The organism is Pseudomonas sp. P1_F7 (assembly GCF_056405655.1).
In genome coordinates this window covers 37,288-53,298 of sequence record NZ_JBFUBR010000003.1, presented here as the reverse complement: position 1 = coordinate 53,298, position 16,011 = coordinate 37,288, and the positions used below count along the sequence as shown (strand labels likewise).

General features: G+C 55.9%; 15 protein-coding genes and 2 pseudogenes. 12 read left to right on the top strand and 5 right to left on the bottom strand.

Going from position 1 to position 16,011, the window contains the following annotated elements; translation table 11 throughout:
- Positions 1 to 63: 63 nt before the first annotated feature.
- From AC1D1M_RS04330 to AC1D1M_RS04320, 3 genes are all read right to left on the bottom strand, one after another.
- Positions 64 to 252: a hypothetical protein gene (locus AC1D1M_RS04330; RefSeq protein ID WP_032829518.1), complete on the bottom strand. Its 189-nt coding sequence runs from the start codon at positions 250 to 252 to the stop codon at positions 64 to 66.
- A 146-nt stretch (positions 253 to 398) separates the two neighbouring features.
- Positions 399 to 719, bottom strand: a complete 321-nt coding sequence (locus tag AC1D1M_RS04325) for a YbjQ family protein (RefSeq protein WP_477774701.1) — start codon at positions 717 to 719, stop codon at positions 399 to 401.
- Positions 716 to 1,993 carry a serine hydrolase domain-containing protein gene (locus AC1D1M_RS04320; RefSeq protein ID WP_477774700.1) on the bottom strand — a complete coding sequence of 426 codons (1,278 nt, stop codon included), beginning with the start codon at positions 1,991 to 1,993 and terminating at the stop codon, positions 716 to 718. Before AC1D1M_RS04320 ends, AC1D1M_RS04325 begins: the two co-directional genes overlap by 4 nt.
- A gap of 349 nt (positions 1,994 to 2,342) precedes the next feature.
- On the opposite strand from AC1D1M_RS04320, the gene AC1D1M_RS04315 reads away from it, so the two are divergent.
- The 3 genes and pseudogenes from AC1D1M_RS04315 (at position 2,343) to phaR (ending at position 4,065) form a co-directional block, all read left to right on the top strand.
- Positions 2,343 to 2,924: a hypothetical protein gene (locus tag AC1D1M_RS04315; RefSeq protein WP_477774699.1), complete on the top strand. Its 582-nt coding sequence runs from the start codon at positions 2,343 to 2,345 to the stop codon at positions 2,922 to 2,924.
- A gap of 385 nt (positions 2,925 to 3,309) precedes the next feature.
- Positions 3,310 to 3,484, top strand: a pseudogene (locus AC1D1M_RS04310) (helix-turn-helix domain-containing protein); the annotation flags it as partial.
- Positions 3,485 to 3,543: 59 nt separating this feature from the next.
- Positions 3,544 to 4,065: a polyhydroxyalkanoate synthesis repressor PhaR gene (phaR, locus tag AC1D1M_RS04305; protein ID WP_477774698.1), complete on the top strand. Its 522-nt coding sequence runs from the start codon at positions 3,544 to 3,546 to the stop codon at positions 4,063 to 4,065.
- 35 nt (positions 4,066 to 4,100) lie between these two features.
- Here phaR and phaP read toward each other — a convergent pair whose 3' ends face one another.
- Positions 4,101 to 4,664 (bottom strand): TIGR01841 family phasin, encoded by a 564-nt coding sequence (gene phaP, locus AC1D1M_RS04300; RefSeq protein WP_477774697.1) that lies wholly within the window; start codon positions 4,662 to 4,664, stop codon positions 4,101 to 4,103.
- A gap of 250 nt (positions 4,665 to 4,914) precedes the next feature.
- Between phaP and AC1D1M_RS04295 the strand changes: the two genes are divergently transcribed.
- Complete coding sequence (locus tag AC1D1M_RS04295) at positions 4,915 to 7,338, top strand: DUF3141 domain-containing protein (protein ID WP_477774696.1); 2,424 nt, start codon at positions 4,915 to 4,917, stop codon at positions 7,336 to 7,338.
- Between the two features lie 14 nt (positions 7,339 to 7,352).
- Here the strand turns inward: AC1D1M_RS04295 and AC1D1M_RS04290 are convergent, their stop codons facing one another.
- The gene (locus tag AC1D1M_RS04290) at positions 7,353 to 8,468 is read right to left on the bottom strand and encodes an AraC family transcriptional regulator (protein WP_477774695.1); all 1,116 of its coding nucleotides are present in this window, start codon (positions 8,466 to 8,468) and stop codon (positions 7,353 to 7,355) included.
- 271 nt (positions 8,469 to 8,739) lie between these two features.
- On the opposite strand from AC1D1M_RS04290, the gene phbB reads away from it, so the two are divergent.
- From phbB to AC1D1M_RS04250, 8 genes and pseudogenes are all read left to right on the top strand, one after another.
- The gene (phbB, locus tag AC1D1M_RS04285; protein WP_007988010.1) at positions 8,740 to 9,486 is read left to right on the top strand and encodes an acetoacetyl-CoA reductase; all 747 of its coding nucleotides are present in this window, start codon (positions 8,740 to 8,742) and stop codon (positions 9,484 to 9,486) included.
- Between the two features lie 64 nt (positions 9,487 to 9,550).
- On the top strand, positions 9,551 to 10,729 hold the full coding sequence (locus tag AC1D1M_RS04280) for an acetyl-CoA C-acetyltransferase (protein ID WP_477774694.1): 1,179 nt from the start codon (positions 9,551 to 9,553) through the stop codon (positions 10,727 to 10,729).
- 161 nt (positions 10,730 to 10,890) lie between these two features.
- Positions 10,891 to 12,594 carry a class I poly(R)-hydroxyalkanoic acid synthase gene (phaC, locus tag AC1D1M_RS04275; protein ID WP_477774693.1) on the top strand — a complete coding sequence of 568 codons (1,704 nt, stop codon included), beginning with the start codon at positions 10,891 to 10,893 and terminating at the stop codon, positions 12,592 to 12,594.
- Between the two features lie 107 nt (positions 12,595 to 12,701).
- Positions 12,702 to 12,821 (top strand): annotated as a pseudogene (locus AC1D1M_RS04270) (AAA family ATPase); the annotation flags it as partial.
- A 147-nt stretch (positions 12,822 to 12,968) separates the two neighbouring features.
- Positions 12,969 to 13,235, top strand: coding sequence for a hypothetical protein (locus tag AC1D1M_RS04265; protein WP_223459047.1), 267 nt, complete (start codon positions 12,969 to 12,971; stop codon positions 13,233 to 13,235).
- Between the two features lie 68 nt (positions 13,236 to 13,303).
- Positions 13,304 to 13,543: a hypothetical protein gene (locus AC1D1M_RS04260; RefSeq protein WP_477774692.1), complete on the top strand. Its 240-nt coding sequence runs from the start codon at positions 13,304 to 13,306 to the stop codon at positions 13,541 to 13,543.
- Between the two features lie 137 nt (positions 13,544 to 13,680).
- A complete protein-coding gene (locus AC1D1M_RS04255; protein WP_477774691.1) occupies positions 13,681 to 15,159 on the top strand; it encodes a tyrosine-type recombinase/integrase in 1,479 nt (492 codons plus the stop codon).
- A gap of 487 nt (positions 15,160 to 15,646) precedes the next feature.
- A complete protein-coding gene (locus tag AC1D1M_RS04250; RefSeq protein WP_477774690.1) occupies positions 15,647 to 15,970 on the top strand; it encodes a hypothetical protein in 324 nt (107 codons plus the stop codon).
- The last annotated feature ends 41 nt before the right edge of the window (positions 15,971 to 16,011 follow it).

Genomic DNA, 16,011 nt, shown 5'->3' with positions numbered 1-16,011 from the left:
ATTGTCATAAAACTTTTCAGACATGAAAAACCCCGCTCTATACGGGGTCTGCCTAACGTTCGGTTACTTCCTGACCGGTGCCGTCACCTTGGGTAAAAATTTGCCCTTCAATACCCGGCACGCCCTGGTCTTGATCTTGTCGACCTCAGTCTGGTCCTCGCCGAAACTGGCCACATACTGGGTCTGACCACACCGCACGGAGTTGTTGATCGGAAATTCTGCGCCATCGTCCTCGATATACGGATCAGCCATCTCTTCACACCTTTCAAAAAGCGCGATCGACATCGGCAAGCCCTTTGCCTGAAGTAATATCGATCGCCAAGGTTTTTGAGACTAGCCGGTCACTAATGGACCTGCCGTTCGGTTTTCTCCGTGACCGACGAATGGCGTTTCACCTTTCATCTCAACTTGACCGCAGTCCCGGTCACAAACACCACGACCATCCCGCCCTTCCCCGCCGGCATACTGATCTCATAATCAAGCCCGACCACCGCGTCCGCCTCAAGCGCCTGCGCCCGCTCCCTGATCTCATCGGTGGCCTGAATGCGCGCTTCTTTCAACGCTCGCTCCAGTGTCTGGGAGCGCCCGCCGAAAAAATCGCGCATCCCGGCAAACACATCACGGACGACGTTGATCCCTTGCACCGACTCGGCGCTGACGATGTCCAGATAGGCGGTAATTTGCCGGCCTTCGATGGAGTGGGTCGTGGTGATGATCATGGGTGCTCCTTCTTGTTCAGATATTCAGCCAACGCATCAAATGCCGGCAACGTCACGGGATCGTTAGCCGAGTTGCTAGCCACTGGATGGGATGCGTAGCGGACGATGACCATCTCGGCCTTCGGGTCGACATAAATACGTTGCCCATGAACCCCTCGTGCCATGAACGCCCCGCCCTCCTTGTCCGTCACCCACCACATCGACCGGTAACTCCAACCTTTGAGCAACGGATAATCAGCCTTGGCAAACGCGTTTCTATCACCGCCCCGCCGAATATCGTCGACCACCGCTTTGGGCACAATTTGCTGACCGTCGAACTGACCGTCATTGCGCAACATCTCGCCAAACCGAGCCAGGTCCCGCAACCCCGCATTCAAGCCACCACCGGCGAACGGCGTGCCGATGGAGTCAACGGTGAACCAGGCGTCCTGTTCGGCACCCAACCGGCTCCAGATTTTCTCCGATAGCAGTTGCGCAACATTGCGACCGGTGGCGCGGGCAATGACCCAGCCCAACACGTCGGTGTTGACGGTTTTGTAGGCAAACGCTTTACCGTGCTCGCCTTGCGGTTGCACCGTCTGCAAAAACTCGTAGTAGCTGCGAGGGCCCTCATAACCCTTGGGTTTGGGCAACGGATTGCCTGCCTGGGCATGCGCCCAGACCTCGGCGTTCGGGTTCGCGTAGTCTTCGCTGTACTTGAGGCCCGTGGTCATGTCGAGCACCTGCCGTACCGTGGCGCTACCAAATGCAGAGTCCGTCAGTTCCGGTACATATTCGGCAACCCGCTTGCCTGCATCGATGCGCCCCTGCGCCACCAACATGGCGCCCAGCGTGCCGACCACGGACTTGGTCACCGACATCGCGGCGTGCTGGCCGTCCGGCTTCAACACGCCGAAGTAACGTTCGTAGACAACTTTCCCGCGGTGCATTACCACAATGCCATCGGTGTAAGTGGCCGCCAGGGATTGCTCCCAGGTCATCGGTGCCTTGGCGCCGAGCGGGACGAAACTGATCCCGTCGATATCTTTGCGTAGCGCTATCTCCAGTGGAACCGGAGCACCCAGGCCGCGTGAAACATTGATCGTCGGCATCAGTTGCCGGAAGTTCGAGACACTCCAGCGCATTGCCGGAAACTGGAAATAGCTGCCGTCTTCGAAACGCACGATGCGATCAGCAGGGGGTGGGGAGCCGACCATCCAGCCCAGCCTGGCGGGGTCGCTGGCCTCAGCGTCGGGAAAGGTTGCAGGGGCGGAAGCGAGAGCCCCTGAGGACATGGCAACAATTGACGCAGCCGCGATAAGCTTGGCTGTACCACGAAAGCTGGCGCGGGGATGGAGCATAATGTCGATTCCATTCGAAGAGATTGGGCAGTCTAACAGCCGGATCGGCTCGGTGACTGCTTGCGCGGTAGGAGCCTCTCGTTTGCCCTGCCTCAAATTCAAGCGCCAAAAACACAAAACCCCTGGCATCTTTCGAAACCAAGGGTTTTGTTTACATCGAATATGGCGGTGAAGCTCTCAGGCGCCCTCCTACCTGTAACAATCCCTCCCGCGCCAATGCCAGAGTGCCAAGCTTCCACTGCTATGCTCATAACATCTGTTTCCTACACTAGAGACGAGCAGCATGGCAGCAGAAGGCAAGCATTCCCCGTTCACTTTCAAGGCTATGGCCTACTTGGCTGGAGGCTTCCTTGTCGCTTGGGCTGCCATAAAGCTGCTCGACACTTACTTCGACCTGACGTTGTGGGCAGATACCAAGGGCTGGCTGCTACGTGCGTGGACCTGGTTTCTGTTAGAAACGCCAATACCGAATTGGTCGCTGCTGATAATTATCGCGGCTTTAATCAGCACTCTGTCTGTAGCGATTTACTACTACCGCACCACTGACGGAGCTTACGGCGAACTACATGAGATAGAGCGAAAAGTTTACAAAAACAACAACCCTCAGTTTCCACAGTTGACAGATAACCAAACGCTGCTGATGGAAGCTTTAGCCTATCATGCAAACTTCAGAAAAATTGCAAATTTAGATTCAGTTTGCAAACTTGTCTCACTCAGAAAGTTGGAAGTTGAAGAAGGTCTAAAGCAACTCCAAGTTAAACGTCTTGTGAAGCAAAAAGTGACACGGGGCACGTTTGGCTCCACCACTTTTGAACTTACCTTGGCAGGTAAGGACTATGCGTTAGAGCGACTTGAGCTAACGTAGTAAAGACACACGGGACGGCGAAGAGATTAGATCGGAGTGACAAAAGGCGCGGCAACAGATCAGCGTTGAACTCGGGCATAACCGGATCGATGTGATGTCGGCCTACATTGGAGGTAGAGCGTGACCAGGCCCTTCGATATGGCGCTGTTCCTGAGCGGCGTACTGACCGGTTCGTAGGTCACGCAGCAACGCCACCTACACCAAGCCCGAATCATGCAAAAAGACTACTGGCGATTGGTTCTGAGCATAGTCACGCCGAGCGGCAACTCAAAGTGCGTAAAGTCACCGTCGATCGGGATGTCGCCTGTGCTGGGGGTGCCATTCCTACCACGACCGAAAGGACGAACGAAGGCGATGGTGTTTGGCCAGACATCAGCAATCAGCCCAGATCTCAGAACCTGTGGTGTTCAAATGGCGAAAGCGCTATCCGGTGGCGGGTCTTGAGGGATTGATCGACCCTGCCTCGAAGTGGCCAGCCTCGCAAGTTCAGCACTCAAAAGATGAAGAAAGTTCTTACGCTGACCACCCAGCACGTGCCGCGTGAGGCGACGCGTTGGAGTGGCAGTGGTCAGAGTAGGATAAGATGCCTGCAAATCAGGCTTGCTGTGAGTAGCCCCGCATGACAGATAACAGTCGGAACACCACCCGTCTGATCAAGAAGTACCCGAATCGCCGTCTGTATGACACGCACACCAGCAGTCATTTGACCCTTGCGGATATACGCCAATTGGTCGTCGACAAAATTCCGTTCGAGGTGGTCGACGCCAAGACTGGCGAGGATCTGACCCGAAGTATTTTGCTGCAGGTCATTCTGGAAGCCGAAAGTGGCGGTGAGCCGATATTCTCCAGCGAGATGCTCATGGGGATTATCCAGTTCTACGGTCCCTACCAGAGCGTCCTCGGCAGCTACCTGGATAAAAGCATCCAGACGGTCATCGACATCCAGTCCCAGACCGGCGCTCAGTCCTCTGAAGCCTGGAGCGAGTTCATGCACCAGCAAGCACCGGTCATGCAGGATTTGATGCGCCAGTATGTCGACCAGTCAAAAGCCCTCTACCTGAACACTCAGAACCTCTTCGGCCTGTTCGGCGGCATGCCAGGTGCCGGCGGCGGGCCGAAAAAAAATGGCGATGGGGAGTAAACCCATCGCCATCAGTGTAACCGCTCTAATGTGACTTACTTGTTACCACTTGTAGCCTTGGCACCAGGAGCGGTTTTGCTGGCTGCGGCGGTCGCTGCGTCAAAACCGCTCTGGGCAACGTCAGCAGCCTGTTTTACGGCGTTCTGTGCGCTTTCAAAAACGGTACCGGCATTCGCCAGCGACGACTTGAACGCGGCCACAACAGGCTCGGAGCCAGCCGGTGCATTCTTGCTGATCACTTCAACGAACTCTTGCACCTGCTGGGTGCCCGCCTCGACCTGACGCGAGGTCAGTTTGGCGATTTCCGAGTGAGTGCCGACAATCAACGCTTGCACTTGGCGATTGAACTCAGCCAGGCGTTCGGCTTGCACATTTGGCTGGGTGAAAGAAGCCTGGAGCTCAGCGAACCCCTGTGGATCACGAACTGCAAGCAGTTTGCGCAAGCCGTCGAACTGCTCCTCGGTGGAGGCCTGCAGAGTCTTGAACTGCAATTGGGTGAGCTGTTCAACGCTGGCGAAGACTTTGCCACTGATTTGCTGCAGGAGGTCGAGGTTGGCTTTCTGAGCGTCTTGCAATTTTTCCGAGTTGAAAAAAGACATGCTTGAATCTCCTGATTCTGAAAAGCCGACATGGGCCTGAGGACGCGATAGCGATCCTGCCGGTCATCGCGTTAGCCTTAATATTGCAGCGCACAAATCCGTTTAGCAATGATTTTTTGTGCGGCGCACAAAAATCTTTCTTCTCATGCCTCTATTCGCTATAGACTCCTAGCATCGAACAGCCAGCCAAGCCTTCTTTATAAAAGAGGCGCAGGCAGCTGCTTCTCACGCATAACGCCAGGAGATCACCATGGGCCAGGAAGATATTATTGCATCGCAATATGAAAAACCCTCCTCTCAACGCGGCCTGTTCGAACACCTGAGTCATCTGCAGCACCTCAACACCCTGAACGTCCTTGATGCTTTGCGCCAACGCCAGGAAAAAACCCTCGCGCCCCTGAAGCAGGGTCAACTCAGACAACCCACGCCCACTGACTGGCAGGAATACTTCACCGACCTCGGCCAACGCAGCCTGCTGTTCTGGGACACCCTGCGCCAGCGCGGCGACAATACGCTGGCCCATGAACGCGCCGGGTATCCTCTGCTGCTCAAGTTCGATCATGAAACCCTGGTCGCAGGCTCCGATCTCCCACGCCCGGTCAACTATTCACTGTTGCGAATCCTCCCCGGACCAGAGCAAAGAATCGACAGCAATGGCCAGCCGGTGATCATCATTGACCCACGCGGCGGCCACGGCTCCGGAATCGGCGGCTTCAAACAGGATTCGGTATTAGGTGAAAGCCTCAGAGCCGGCCACCCCACCTATTTCATCTCTTTCAGTCACTCGCCACAGCCTGGGCAAACCCTGGCCGATATCGTCGAAGCCCAGGCCCGGTTCATCGAAGTCGTCAGCGCCCTTCACCCGACCAACAGCGAGCCGATCATCATCGGTAACTGCCAGGCGGGCTGGGCGTTGATGGGACTGGCTGCAACACGGCCGGAACTGCCGGGATTGATCATTATCAATGGTGCCCCCTTGTCATACTGGGCCGGTGTCAATGGACGCAATCCGATGCGCTATACCGGAGGCCTGCTGGGTGGCGGCTGGATGGCTCGCCTGGGCAGCGACTTGGGCAATGGCCGCTTTGACGGTACTTGGCTGGTCAGCAATTTCGAAAACCTGGACCCGGCCAACACCTATTGGGCCAAGTACTACCAGTTGTTCAGCCAGGTCGACAGCGAGGCTACGCGCTTCCTCGACTTCGAACGCTGGTGGGGCAGCCCGACCCTGCTCAATGGCGAAGAGATTGAGATGATTGTCGATGACCTTTTCATCGGCAACCAATTGTCCGGCGGTCTCGGCCGCAAGAGCAGCAGCATTGACCTGAAACGGATCGAAGTACCGGTGGTGGTGTTCTGTTCCTACGGAGACAACATCACCCCTCCCCAGCAGGCATTGAACTGGATCGCCGATGTTTATCCCAGCGATCTCGCTTTGCATGACGCAGGACGTACCATCGTCTACCTGCGACACGCCAGCATCGGCCATTTGGGTATTTTTGTTTCCGGCAAAGTGGCGCGGCGCGAACACCGTGGGATGCTCGGCGCGGTCGAAACCATCAAGGCGCTGCCGGCGGGACTGTATGAAATGCTGATTGACGATCTGCCAACCTCCTCAGGCAGCGATGACATGCAATACCGAGTGCGTTTCGAATCAAGGCGAATCGCCGATATCCATGATGACGTCGAGCCGGCCCGTGATGACGATCGCGAATTCTCTCTGGTGGAGCGCGCCTCTGAAATCAACAGCGCGTTTTACGACGGGTTCATACGTCCGTGGCTGCGTCAGATCGTCAACGAGCCAATTGCCGAAGTGTTGCGCAGGGCGCACCCCTTCCATCAGCAGCAAGTGCTATGGAGCAGCCTGAATCCGGCGCTGTGGTGGTTAGCCGGGACCGCCTCCCAAGTGAGCAGTGATCGTCAACCTGCACGCAAAGACAACCCGTTGCTGGCCTGGCAAGCGTTGTTTTCCAACCAGATGCAAGACGCCCTGAATGCTTATCGCGATGTGCGTGACGCCACTCAGGAGCTGTGTTTTTACGGTATTTACGGCGCACTGAGTGCCCTCACCAGCAACAAGCCTGTGCGAAATCTCCAGGCACATGCCGACCAGCTGGACCAGGCCCTGATCGAACGCCTGCAGGATGCGCTGCCTCATGGCGGCCCCCTGGAAGCATTGGTGCGGATTCTGTTTTTGCTGGGCCGCGACAGCGACAAGGCGGGCAAGGAAAGCATCGAGAAGCTGATCCAGCAGGTGCACCTGCTGGTCCAGGACTACAGCAATGAGCCCACTGCCCTGCGCGAAGCCATCCGATTGCAGAACCTGCTGGTTTTCGCCCACCCGCAAGAAAGCTTGCGCAGCCTGCCTTTGTTGCTACCAGAGGCAAAGGAACGCCAACAGGTCCTGACAGCCGTTGGGCAATTGATGCCTGAACTGCTGGCGACCGTTGGAGCTGAAGGCGAATTCTGGCGTGAACTGCACGCACTGCTCGAAGTCCCCCTGCCGGGCTTCAGCCTGACCCAACCACCCAGTGAAACAGTTGTCATCCCGCAGGAGCCCCCTTCGGAGCCATCTCCGTCGCCGCAGGTCACACCACTGCCCGCTCCCGCCATCGTAGTTAAAGCCCCGAAGCGCAAAGCGAGCAAAGGTACAAGAGGCCCCAAGCCTCAATGACACTTTACAAGGGATTAGCGGTGCGTCCGTTCGGCGAAGCCTGCGACCTTATGATCTCTGTAAAGACCGATGGGGTTCATGGATCGGACCCGCGCGACTTTTTCGATCACAGGCGACAACTCGTCGGTTCGATACTGACCGGGGGTCATACCGAACCAACGGATGCATGCCTTATGGAAGCTGCTGTGATCATGGAAGCCGAGCAGGCTAGTCACATGCTTCATGTTGAAATGAGAATGGCGCAAATAGAAGTCAGCCATCTGCCGGCGCACATCGTTCAGGACGTCCTTGAATTGCGTGCCATCCTTCTCAAGGCCTCGTTGAAGCGTTCGCTTGCTGATATTCAGTGCCGCCGCAATCGATTCCATATCACATTGCCCTTGGCCTTGCCCCTGGCTCAAGCGCTCGGTAATCAGCGCGCGAATCCTGCCAACGATAAAGTAGCCGGACAACAGGTCCAATTGAGCCTCGGCAAAACTGTCATGGAGTGTGGCCAACGCCTCGTTGGCCATGCACAACGGACTCAGAAGCTCCTGGCCATCGAACAAGATGCTGTCATATGCCGCCCCGAAACTCAGCGGACAGCCAAAAAGCCGCTGATGCTCCGACGTGTCTTCGGGCTCGGGATAAGTGAACTCCACACTCAACGGTTGCGGTGACTTGCCACCTGCCAGCCAATGGCAGAAACCCAGCAGCGAAGCCAAGGCTGCATCCGTGTATTGCCGGGGTTTGACCGAGCCATGTTGCTGATGATCGAGACTGGCCAATCGGTAATGCTGCTGCTCCTGGACAAGGAAAAGGCTGAATCCGGTACCAATCAACGGGCTGAAACGAACCAGACGCTCAAGCGCCCTTTTCAGATTCGAACTGGACATCATCGTGTAGCCCACGATCTGAAAACTACTGGGATGGAATTCCCCGTAGGCTTTCAAACCGATATTCAGATCATCCGAAGCCTGAGCAGCCAGGTCCCAAAGACGATAGATAACGCTTCGCTCGCAGAATGCTCCTGGTTTACTCACGAACTCGACATCCAGTCCCGCCTCCTGGCACAGACCGCCAAGGTCCAGTCCTTGGGCCAAAAACGTACTCGCCAGCATGCTGGCATAACCTGAACTCATTCTATACATGGCGTCCTCAATGACCAATGGAACCGAACGTCCTGTCCGGAGCCGATACTGACATGCGCTGAACATATTTCAACAGTGTTTCAGTAATATTAACTATCCATTGAGTTTTAAGAGTTGATCCAAGTATGGGTACTCCTCATTTTTTTGCCAGCAGGCCAAAACACCCGCGTGGCACCGATGGACAGGAGAACGTCACCTTCAAACACTTCCGCACGGCCCGTCGATATCGAACAATCTACTCTCCTGCAGCGCAAAAAAATGGAGTAGATGTATGGAATCGCGTAGTCGCATTGCTTTGGTAACGGGTGGTATGGGCGGTATCGGTACGGCAATCAGCCAACGTCTATACAAGGAAGGATTCAAGGTAATCGTCGGCTGCAGCTCTGATTCCAGCCGCAAGAACGACTGGCGTGCCAGCCAACTGGAAGCGGGTTATGAGTTCGAGTTCATCTATGGTGACGTCACCGATTGGGAGTCAACCCGCAAGGCTTTCGAGATGGCTCGTGAACAATTCGGCCCGATCGATGTGCTGGTCAACAACGCCGGCATCACCCGCGACGCGTCTTTTCGCAAGCTCACCCCGGAAGACTGGAACAGCGTGATCGGGACCAACCTGACGGGCTTGTTCAACACCACCAAGCAGGTCATTGAAGGCATGTTGTCCAAAGGCTGGGGGCGGATCATCAATATCTCCTCCATCAACGGTCAGCGTGGCCAGTTCGGCCAGACCAACTACTCCGCCGCCAAGGCTGGCATTCATGGTTTCACCATGGCACTGGCCCGGGAAGTCTCCGGCAAGGGCGTGACCGTCAATACCGTATCCCCAGGCTATATCCAGACCTCTATGACTGCGGCAATTCGCCCGGACATTCTCGAAGGCATGATCGCTGCAACTCCGGTCGGTCGCCTTGGCCAACCCGAAGAGATCGCCTCAATCGTGGCCTGGCTGGCCTCCGATGAATCCGCCTACAGCACCGGTGCCGATTTCTCGGTAAACGGCGGCATGAACATGCAATAACCCCGATCAGGGCAGGAATGCCCTGGTTTGCTCGACGAATTTTGTCTTTTCGATGAGGTCACGCATGAACGAAGTCGTAATCGTTGCCGCTACTCGTACCGCCATTGGCAGTTTCCAGGGTGCTTTGTCTGCAATTCCCGCGACCGAACTGGGTGCCGCAGTGATTCGCCGCTTGCTGGAGCAGACGGGTATCGATGCTGCTCAAATTGATGAAGTGATACTCGGCCAGGTACTCACTGCCGGCGCTGGGCAGAACCCGGCACGCCAGACTGCGATCAAGGCTGGCTTGCCACACACCACCCCTGCCCTGACCTTGAACAAGGTCTGCGGCTCCGGTCTCAAGGCGGTCCATCTCGCCGTCCAGGCAATCCGTTGCGGCGACGCGGAACTGGTAATCGCTGGCGGTCAGGAAAACATGAGTCTGGCCCCCTATGTTCTGCCCAAGGCACGCACCGGTCTGCGTATGGGGCATGCACAACTGCAAGACAGCATGATCCAGGATGGCCTGTGGGACGCCTTCAACGACTATCACATGGGTATCACCGCCGAGAATCTGGCGCAGAAGTACGAGATCTCTCGTGAAGCACAGGATGCCTTCTCTGCCACCTCGCAACAGAAGGCCGCCGCAGCCATTGAGGGCGGGCGTTTCCAGAGCGAAATCACCCCGATCCTGATTCCCCAGCGCAAGGGCGAACCGCTGGTCTTCGACACCGACGAACAGCCGCGTATCGACAGCACTGCGCAAGCGTTGGCGAAACTCAAACCGGCATTCCAGAAAGACGGCAGCGTGACCGCCGGCAACTCCTCGACCCTCAACGACGGTGCTGCCGTGCTGTTGCTGGCCAGCGCCGCTAAAGCACAAGCGCTGGGCCTCCCGGTTCTGGCACGGATCAAAGCCTATGCCAGCGCCGGTGTAGACCCGTCGATCATGGGCATCGGCCCAGTCCCGGCTACACGTCTGACCCTGCAAAAGGCCGGCTGGAGCGTCGAGGACCTGGACCTGATCGAAGCCAATGAAGCCTTCGCCGCCCAGTCGCTGGCGGTTGGTAAAGAGTTGGGTTGGGACTCCAGCAAAGTCAACGTCAACGGCGGCGCAATCGCCCTTGGCCATCCGATCGGCGCGTCAGGGGCTCGGATCCTGGTGTCGCTGGTGCACGAGCTGATCCGTCGCGACGGCAAGAAGGGACTGGCCACTTTGTGCATCGGTGGCGGACAAGGCGTCGGCGTGGCTATCGAGCGCTAACCAACGGCATCTGAGTAGCCCATGCGCGGACTTGGGACCCTTGTTCCGCGCATCAGATTGGCGTCAGACAACGCTGCCCGCATTCCTGCCGTCGCTACGCCGGATTCCGGCAACGCGCGGCTTTTTTTCTGCCCGGCTCATCTGTATGGGCAAGGATCTTTATGGACAACAACGCGCATACATTCAAAACCTATTGGTCAGGCCAGGTTCCGTTCATCGCTTCCTTTGCAGTGCAACAATTACGTCTATGGGTCAGCACTAATCCGTGGTTTTCCGGGCATGAGCACGGCGCCTGGTTCGAGTTACCTCGCGAAACCCTGGACGGCCTTCAAGCGGACTACCAGCTTCAATGGGGCCAACTGGGCCAAAAACTGCTGACCGGCCAACCCTTCAGCTTCGACGATCGACGTTTCGCCAGCGGCAACTGGAGCGAGCCACTGTTCGGCTCCCTCGCTGCGTTTTACCTGCTCAACGCAAGCTTTCTCCTGAAACTGCTCGACAAGCTGCTGATCAAAGAAAAAAAACCGCGCCAACGCCTGCGCTATCTGGTGGAGCAAGCCATTGCCGCCAGTGCGCCAAGCAATTTTCTGGTCAGCAACCCTGATGCGCTCCAGCGTGCGGTTGAGACTCAAGGTGCCAGCCTGATGACAGGTTTGGCGCATATGGCCAGCGACATGAACGAAGGCAAAATGCGCCAGTGCGATAGCGGTGCCTTCAAGGTTGGCGTCGACCTGGCCAACACCCCAGGCGAAGTGGTCTTTGAGAATCACCTCTTCCAGCTCATTCAGTACTACCCGCAAAGCGACACCCAGTACCGACACCCGGTATTCGTCGTACCGCCATCGATCAACAAGTACTACATCCTTGATCTGCGCCCGGACAACTCGATGGTCCGCCACCTGCTGGAACAGGGACATCCCGTTTTCCTGATGTCCTGGCGCAACTTTGATCAGGAACACGCTGGCACCACCTGGGATGACCTGATTGAGCACGGGGTGATCAACGCGCTGCAAGTGACCCGCGAGATCAGTGGCGAGCAGCGACTCAATTGCGTGGGCTTCTGCATCGGCGGCACCCTGCTGAGCACGGCGCTGGCAGTACTTGCTGCACGCGGCGACAGGGAGATCGCCAGCGTGAGCCTGTTCACCACGTTCCTTGACTACCTGGATACCGGTCCCATCGACATATTCGTCGACGAAGAACTGGTGGCCTATCGAGAGCGCACCATCGGCGGCATGAATGGCCCCATCGGTCTGTTTCGTGGTGAGGACATGGGCAATACCTTTTCCCTGCTGCGCCCGAACGAGCTGTGGTGGAACTACAACGTCGACAAATACCTCAAGGGGCAGAAGCCGATTCCGCTTGATCTGCTGTTCTGGAACAACGACAGCACTAACCTTCCGGGGCCGATGTACTGCTGGTATCTGCGCCACACCTATCTGCAGAACGATTTGAAATCAGGCGAGCTGGAGTGCTGTGGGGTCAAGCTTGATTTGCGTGCAATTGACGCTCCCGCTTACATCCTCGCCACCCATGACGATCACATCGTGCCCTGGAAAAGCGCCTACGCCAGCACCAACCTGCTCTCCGGGGCCAAGCGTTTTGTATTAGGAGCTTCAGGGCATATCGCCGGCGTCATCAATCCACCGGCCAAGCAGAAGCGCCATTACTGGACCAATAATCGGGTCACGAAAAACCCGGAGACCTGGTTCAAGAATGCTGAGCAGCAACCCGGTAGCTGGTGGAATGATTGGTTCAACTGGCTGGCGGGACACTCCGGCGAGCGCCAACCAGCAGTTCCGCACGCAGGGAATGAGAAATTCCCGCCTCTGGAGCCGGCGCCAGGCAGTTACGTAAAGCAATGAAAAACTGCTGTAGGTCAGAGCGCGACACTTTCTGGTACGTGACGCTCGACTTCCTGGATGACGGCAGCGTCGAGATATTGTGAGTTGTGCCGAAGTAGGATTGATCGGATACGGGCAACGAGTCGTACCGCCTGCAACCCAGCAGTTTGATTGCACAGACGAAGATCAAATCACGCAAACGTAAGCGCAAGGACGAGGTTGATACGGAGGAAGACGAGCTATTTTGACTGTTGTTGTGGAAATGCCTTGCTGCATGACTGCATGCAGCAGGTCTCCGCGGCTCAACGTGTAACCCGCCTCCCTACTAATAAACAGCCGACCGGTAAGCCCAACCGATGGCACATCATTTGTTTGGGTACAAGGAGAGACGACCCATGAGCACCCCGTTGCGCATCAACGAAGCACTTTTGATTGCCGGCCACGCATTCGAACCTTTTCAATGCGTCGCCTGGGCTCCGCAAGACGGTAATGGCGAACTGAGCCTGACCGTCATGGACCGGGCCAACACTCATATTTGTCGCAAACAGGTTCCAAGCAGTGCCTATTCCGACCCGGCGCAGCTGGAAAGCCTGCTGGAAGAGGTGCGCGCCGAGTTGAGCCAGGAGGGCTACAAGCTACAATCCTGGACAATGCCAGAGTAAGCATTCTCGCGGATCGCTACCGGTGATCCGCCTAATACTCCACTCTCAAGATCATCGAAGGCAGCCTCATGCACCTGGTGTTGGAATCAGCCAGTCGTGCAGAGGGCTATGCCTTGGGCTTACGCGATGCGGGGATCATCACTGAATACAGTGCGTCGAATGATGTACACCGCTTAGAAACTGTCGAAAAATCAGCCTTTGGTCGCAAAGCACTGAGCCGTCCAGGGTTTGGGCCAAAGTATGGGCTGAATTTTTTTCAGAACCGCAGAAACGAAAAAGCCCCGAATAATCAGGGCTCTAACGTTTAAATGTGGCGGTGAAGGAGAGATTTTAATTTAACACCATTTTCGACCAACAAGGCCCGTATTCCGGGGCTTTCAGCGTGCATAGTAGTACAATTGAGTAGTACAATCCGCTGTATCACTACCCTCTCCACGGCGCCCCAATGGCAGACAATCTGATTCAGAAGAAAGGCGAGTCCACGTGGTATGTGCGACTGGCCGTCCCTGCCGATGTACAGAAAGCCGTTGGCTCCAAGGTGCTGGTTCAGTCGCTGAAGACCGGACTTCGCAAGGAAGCAATGAACGCACGCCTTCCGATCCTCGCCAACTGGAAAGCTCAGTTTCAAGCAGCACGGGATAAACGCACCAACCGTGGAGATGCTTGGAAGGAACGCCTTGCAGGGGACGCTCACGACTTCAGCAAAATCATCCGCCAACTCAAGACCGATGTGGCCCTAGGTGAGTCGAAACCAACACAACTCGACATTGATCCAGCAGACCTTGAAGAGTTTCGGCAATTCGTTTTCAGCGATACCGAGAGCGGACAACGGCGCCGGGCAGAAGCTGATGTGGTGTTTGCCAAGCAGGGATTGGAAGGCGAGCTTGCTGTCCACGACTTGGCTCATAAACTGCTGCTCGAAACCTTTGGCGAACTGATTGCTTACGCCAACGACTTCTCGACGCCAGAAACTGAAGAGATGCAAGTCATCCTGACTAACCCTGCCGCCTACAAACCAAAATCACCAATTACCACAGCCCGCCTGAAGACCTATCGAGAATTCAGGGAGAGTCGTGGTGGCGCGGCAAAGCACGTCGATCAGCAAGTGGGCAAGATGGAGCGACTGTCAGAGTTCCTCAAGAAAGAGGGACTGCCACTCAACTTCGATACGGTGGATAACTGGCTCAAGTCGTTGGACCGGGCACCCAAGACCCTTAGCCAATACCTAATGGCTGGCACAGCGTTCTGGAAGTGGGCGATGAAGTACGACGCGGCTTGGCGTGAAGAATACAAGGACAAGGTAAACCCATTCGTAGGCCATGAACTGCCACAGGGCGGAGGCTCGGAGACAGCAGGCAAGGACAGAGAAATCTATACGCGGGCCGATACCCTCAAGTTGCATCAAGCCGCACTGGATAACGGGGATAAACCGCTTGCAGACCTTATCGCACTGGGTTGGTACACCGGGGCCAGGATCGAAGAGCTTTGCCGACTCAACAAAGACAACGTGGTCACTGTTGACGGCATCAAGTGCTTCGACTTTCCGAAGAGCAAGAGCAAGGCGAGCAAACGCGTAGTGCCGATTCACCCAAGCTTGTTGCTGACAATTGACCGACTGTGCGAGGACACCACCGACACTTTCCTCATCCCCACCAGCTCACACGACCACTACGGCAAACGATCACACGCGATATCCAAGGCGTTTGGCAGATTGCGTACAGCAGCAGGCTTCAGCAGGCTCCACGTCTTCCATAGCTTCCGTCATACCGTAGTTACTGAGCTGATCAGGGCAGACGTACCAGACGCCTTGGCAAAAGAACTGGTTGGGCATGAAACAGGTTCAGTGACCCACGACGTGTATTCAAAAGGTGCGAGTGCGGTACAGAAGCTGGCGGCAATCTCCAAACTTCCCACTCTTGCTTGAACCAAGCATCAACCACTTAAGTTTCGAGGCTGCGTTAACCGCGACAGAAAACTCATCGAAACCACAGAAAAACGCCAGCAAAACCTGCATCAGTTTCGTCTTGCTCCAATCACCAAGTTCCGTTCTGCCCAGTGTTTACGGGCTTACATGGGTGGCTGGACTAAGCAGGACGCTTTCTCTCCCGCTCGAAACTGGTTTTGTAAATAACGGATGACAAAAATACTAGTTGACTCAGCACCCATAAGTCCGTATATTGCGGGCTCTCTTGAGCAAGCAACTCAGGAACATCCGGTGGGGGATATCCCACACGTCTAGCCTCAGTCGGGCTGATGATCAAGACCGCGATAGTCTGACAGCAAGTACTCACTGCCCTCCGCAATAATATGGAGAACTGGCACTGAGATTTCGTGCTGCCTGCGATTTACCAAATAAATCAGGCACAACCCGAGAGGACGCCCTTTTAATGAACTGAACAAGGAGAAATAACATGCACGTATTTAATTTCGCTACACCTGAGGTAAACACCACCGCCGAGCTGATCGCTTATTTCCGCACCAGTGGCGATCACCATATCGCCGATAATCTCCTCATTCAAAGTGGCTCATTGGAGCTCTGCTCTGATCAAAGCTATCACCACTCAGATGAACGCCCCTCCGTCTCCGAGATGGAAAAAGAGTTGGCATTTGTTCGCCAGCATATGATCGCGTTAAAGACTCATCCCGAGAAGGTCACGCCAGAACGCTCAGATGCTGTTATTCGAGCTCTTTATGCTCTGGCATACGATGCCCTGGAACAACTGGCTGACCGCTAGCAATTCCCAGTAAAAGCCTATCGACTTTAGTTGTCGAGTCG

What these genes read in the sequence shown, in the direction of transcription:
- AC1D1M_RS04330 (WP_032829518.1), bottom strand. Translation starts at nt 252, where the DNA reads ATGGCTGATCCGTATATCGAGGACGATGGCGCAGAATTTCCGATCAAC.
- AC1D1M_RS04325 (WP_477774701.1), bottom strand. Translation starts at nt 719, where the DNA reads ATGATCATCACCACGACCCACTCCATCGAAGGCCGGCAAATTACCGCC.
- AC1D1M_RS04320 (WP_477774700.1), bottom strand. Translation starts at nt 1,993, where the DNA reads ATGTCCTCAGGGGCTCTCGCTTCCGCCCCTGCAACCTTTCCCGACGCT.
- AC1D1M_RS04315 (WP_477774699.1), top strand. Translation starts at nt 2,343, where the DNA reads ATGGCAGCAGAAGGCAAGCATTCCCCGTTCACTTTCAAGGCTATGGCC.
- phaR (WP_477774698.1), top strand. Translation starts at nt 3,544, where the DNA reads ATGACAGATAACAGTCGGAACACCACCCGTCTGATCAAGAAGTACCCG.
- phaP (WP_477774697.1), bottom strand. Translation starts at nt 4,664, where the DNA reads ATGTCTTTTTTCAACTCGGAAAAATTGCAAGACGCTCAGAAAGCCAAC.
- AC1D1M_RS04295 (WP_477774696.1), top strand. Translation starts at nt 4,915, where the DNA reads ATGGGCCAGGAAGATATTATTGCATCGCAATATGAAAAACCCTCCTCT.
- AC1D1M_RS04290 (WP_477774695.1), bottom strand. Translation starts at nt 8,468, where the DNA reads ATGTATAGAATGAGTTCAGGTTATGCCAGCATGCTGGCGAGTACGTTT.
- phbB (WP_007988010.1), top strand. Translation starts at nt 8,740, where the DNA reads ATGGAATCGCGTAGTCGCATTGCTTTGGTAACGGGTGGTATGGGCGGT.
- AC1D1M_RS04280 (WP_477774694.1), top strand. Translation starts at nt 9,551, where the DNA reads ATGAACGAAGTCGTAATCGTTGCCGCTACTCGTACCGCCATTGGCAGT.
- phaC (WP_477774693.1), top strand. Translation starts at nt 10,891, where the DNA reads ATGGACAACAACGCGCATACATTCAAAACCTATTGGTCAGGCCAGGTT.
- AC1D1M_RS04265 (WP_223459047.1), top strand. Translation starts at nt 12,969, where the DNA reads ATGAGCACCCCGTTGCGCATCAACGAAGCACTTTTGATTGCCGGCCAC.
- AC1D1M_RS04260 (WP_477774692.1), top strand. Translation starts at nt 13,304, where the DNA reads ATGCACCTGGTGTTGGAATCAGCCAGTCGTGCAGAGGGCTATGCCTTG.
- AC1D1M_RS04255 (WP_477774691.1), top strand. Translation starts at nt 13,681, where the DNA reads ATGGCAGACAATCTGATTCAGAAGAAAGGCGAGTCCACGTGGTATGTG.
- AC1D1M_RS04250 (WP_477774690.1), top strand. Translation starts at nt 15,647, where the DNA reads ATGCACGTATTTAATTTCGCTACACCTGAGGTAAACACCACCGCCGAG.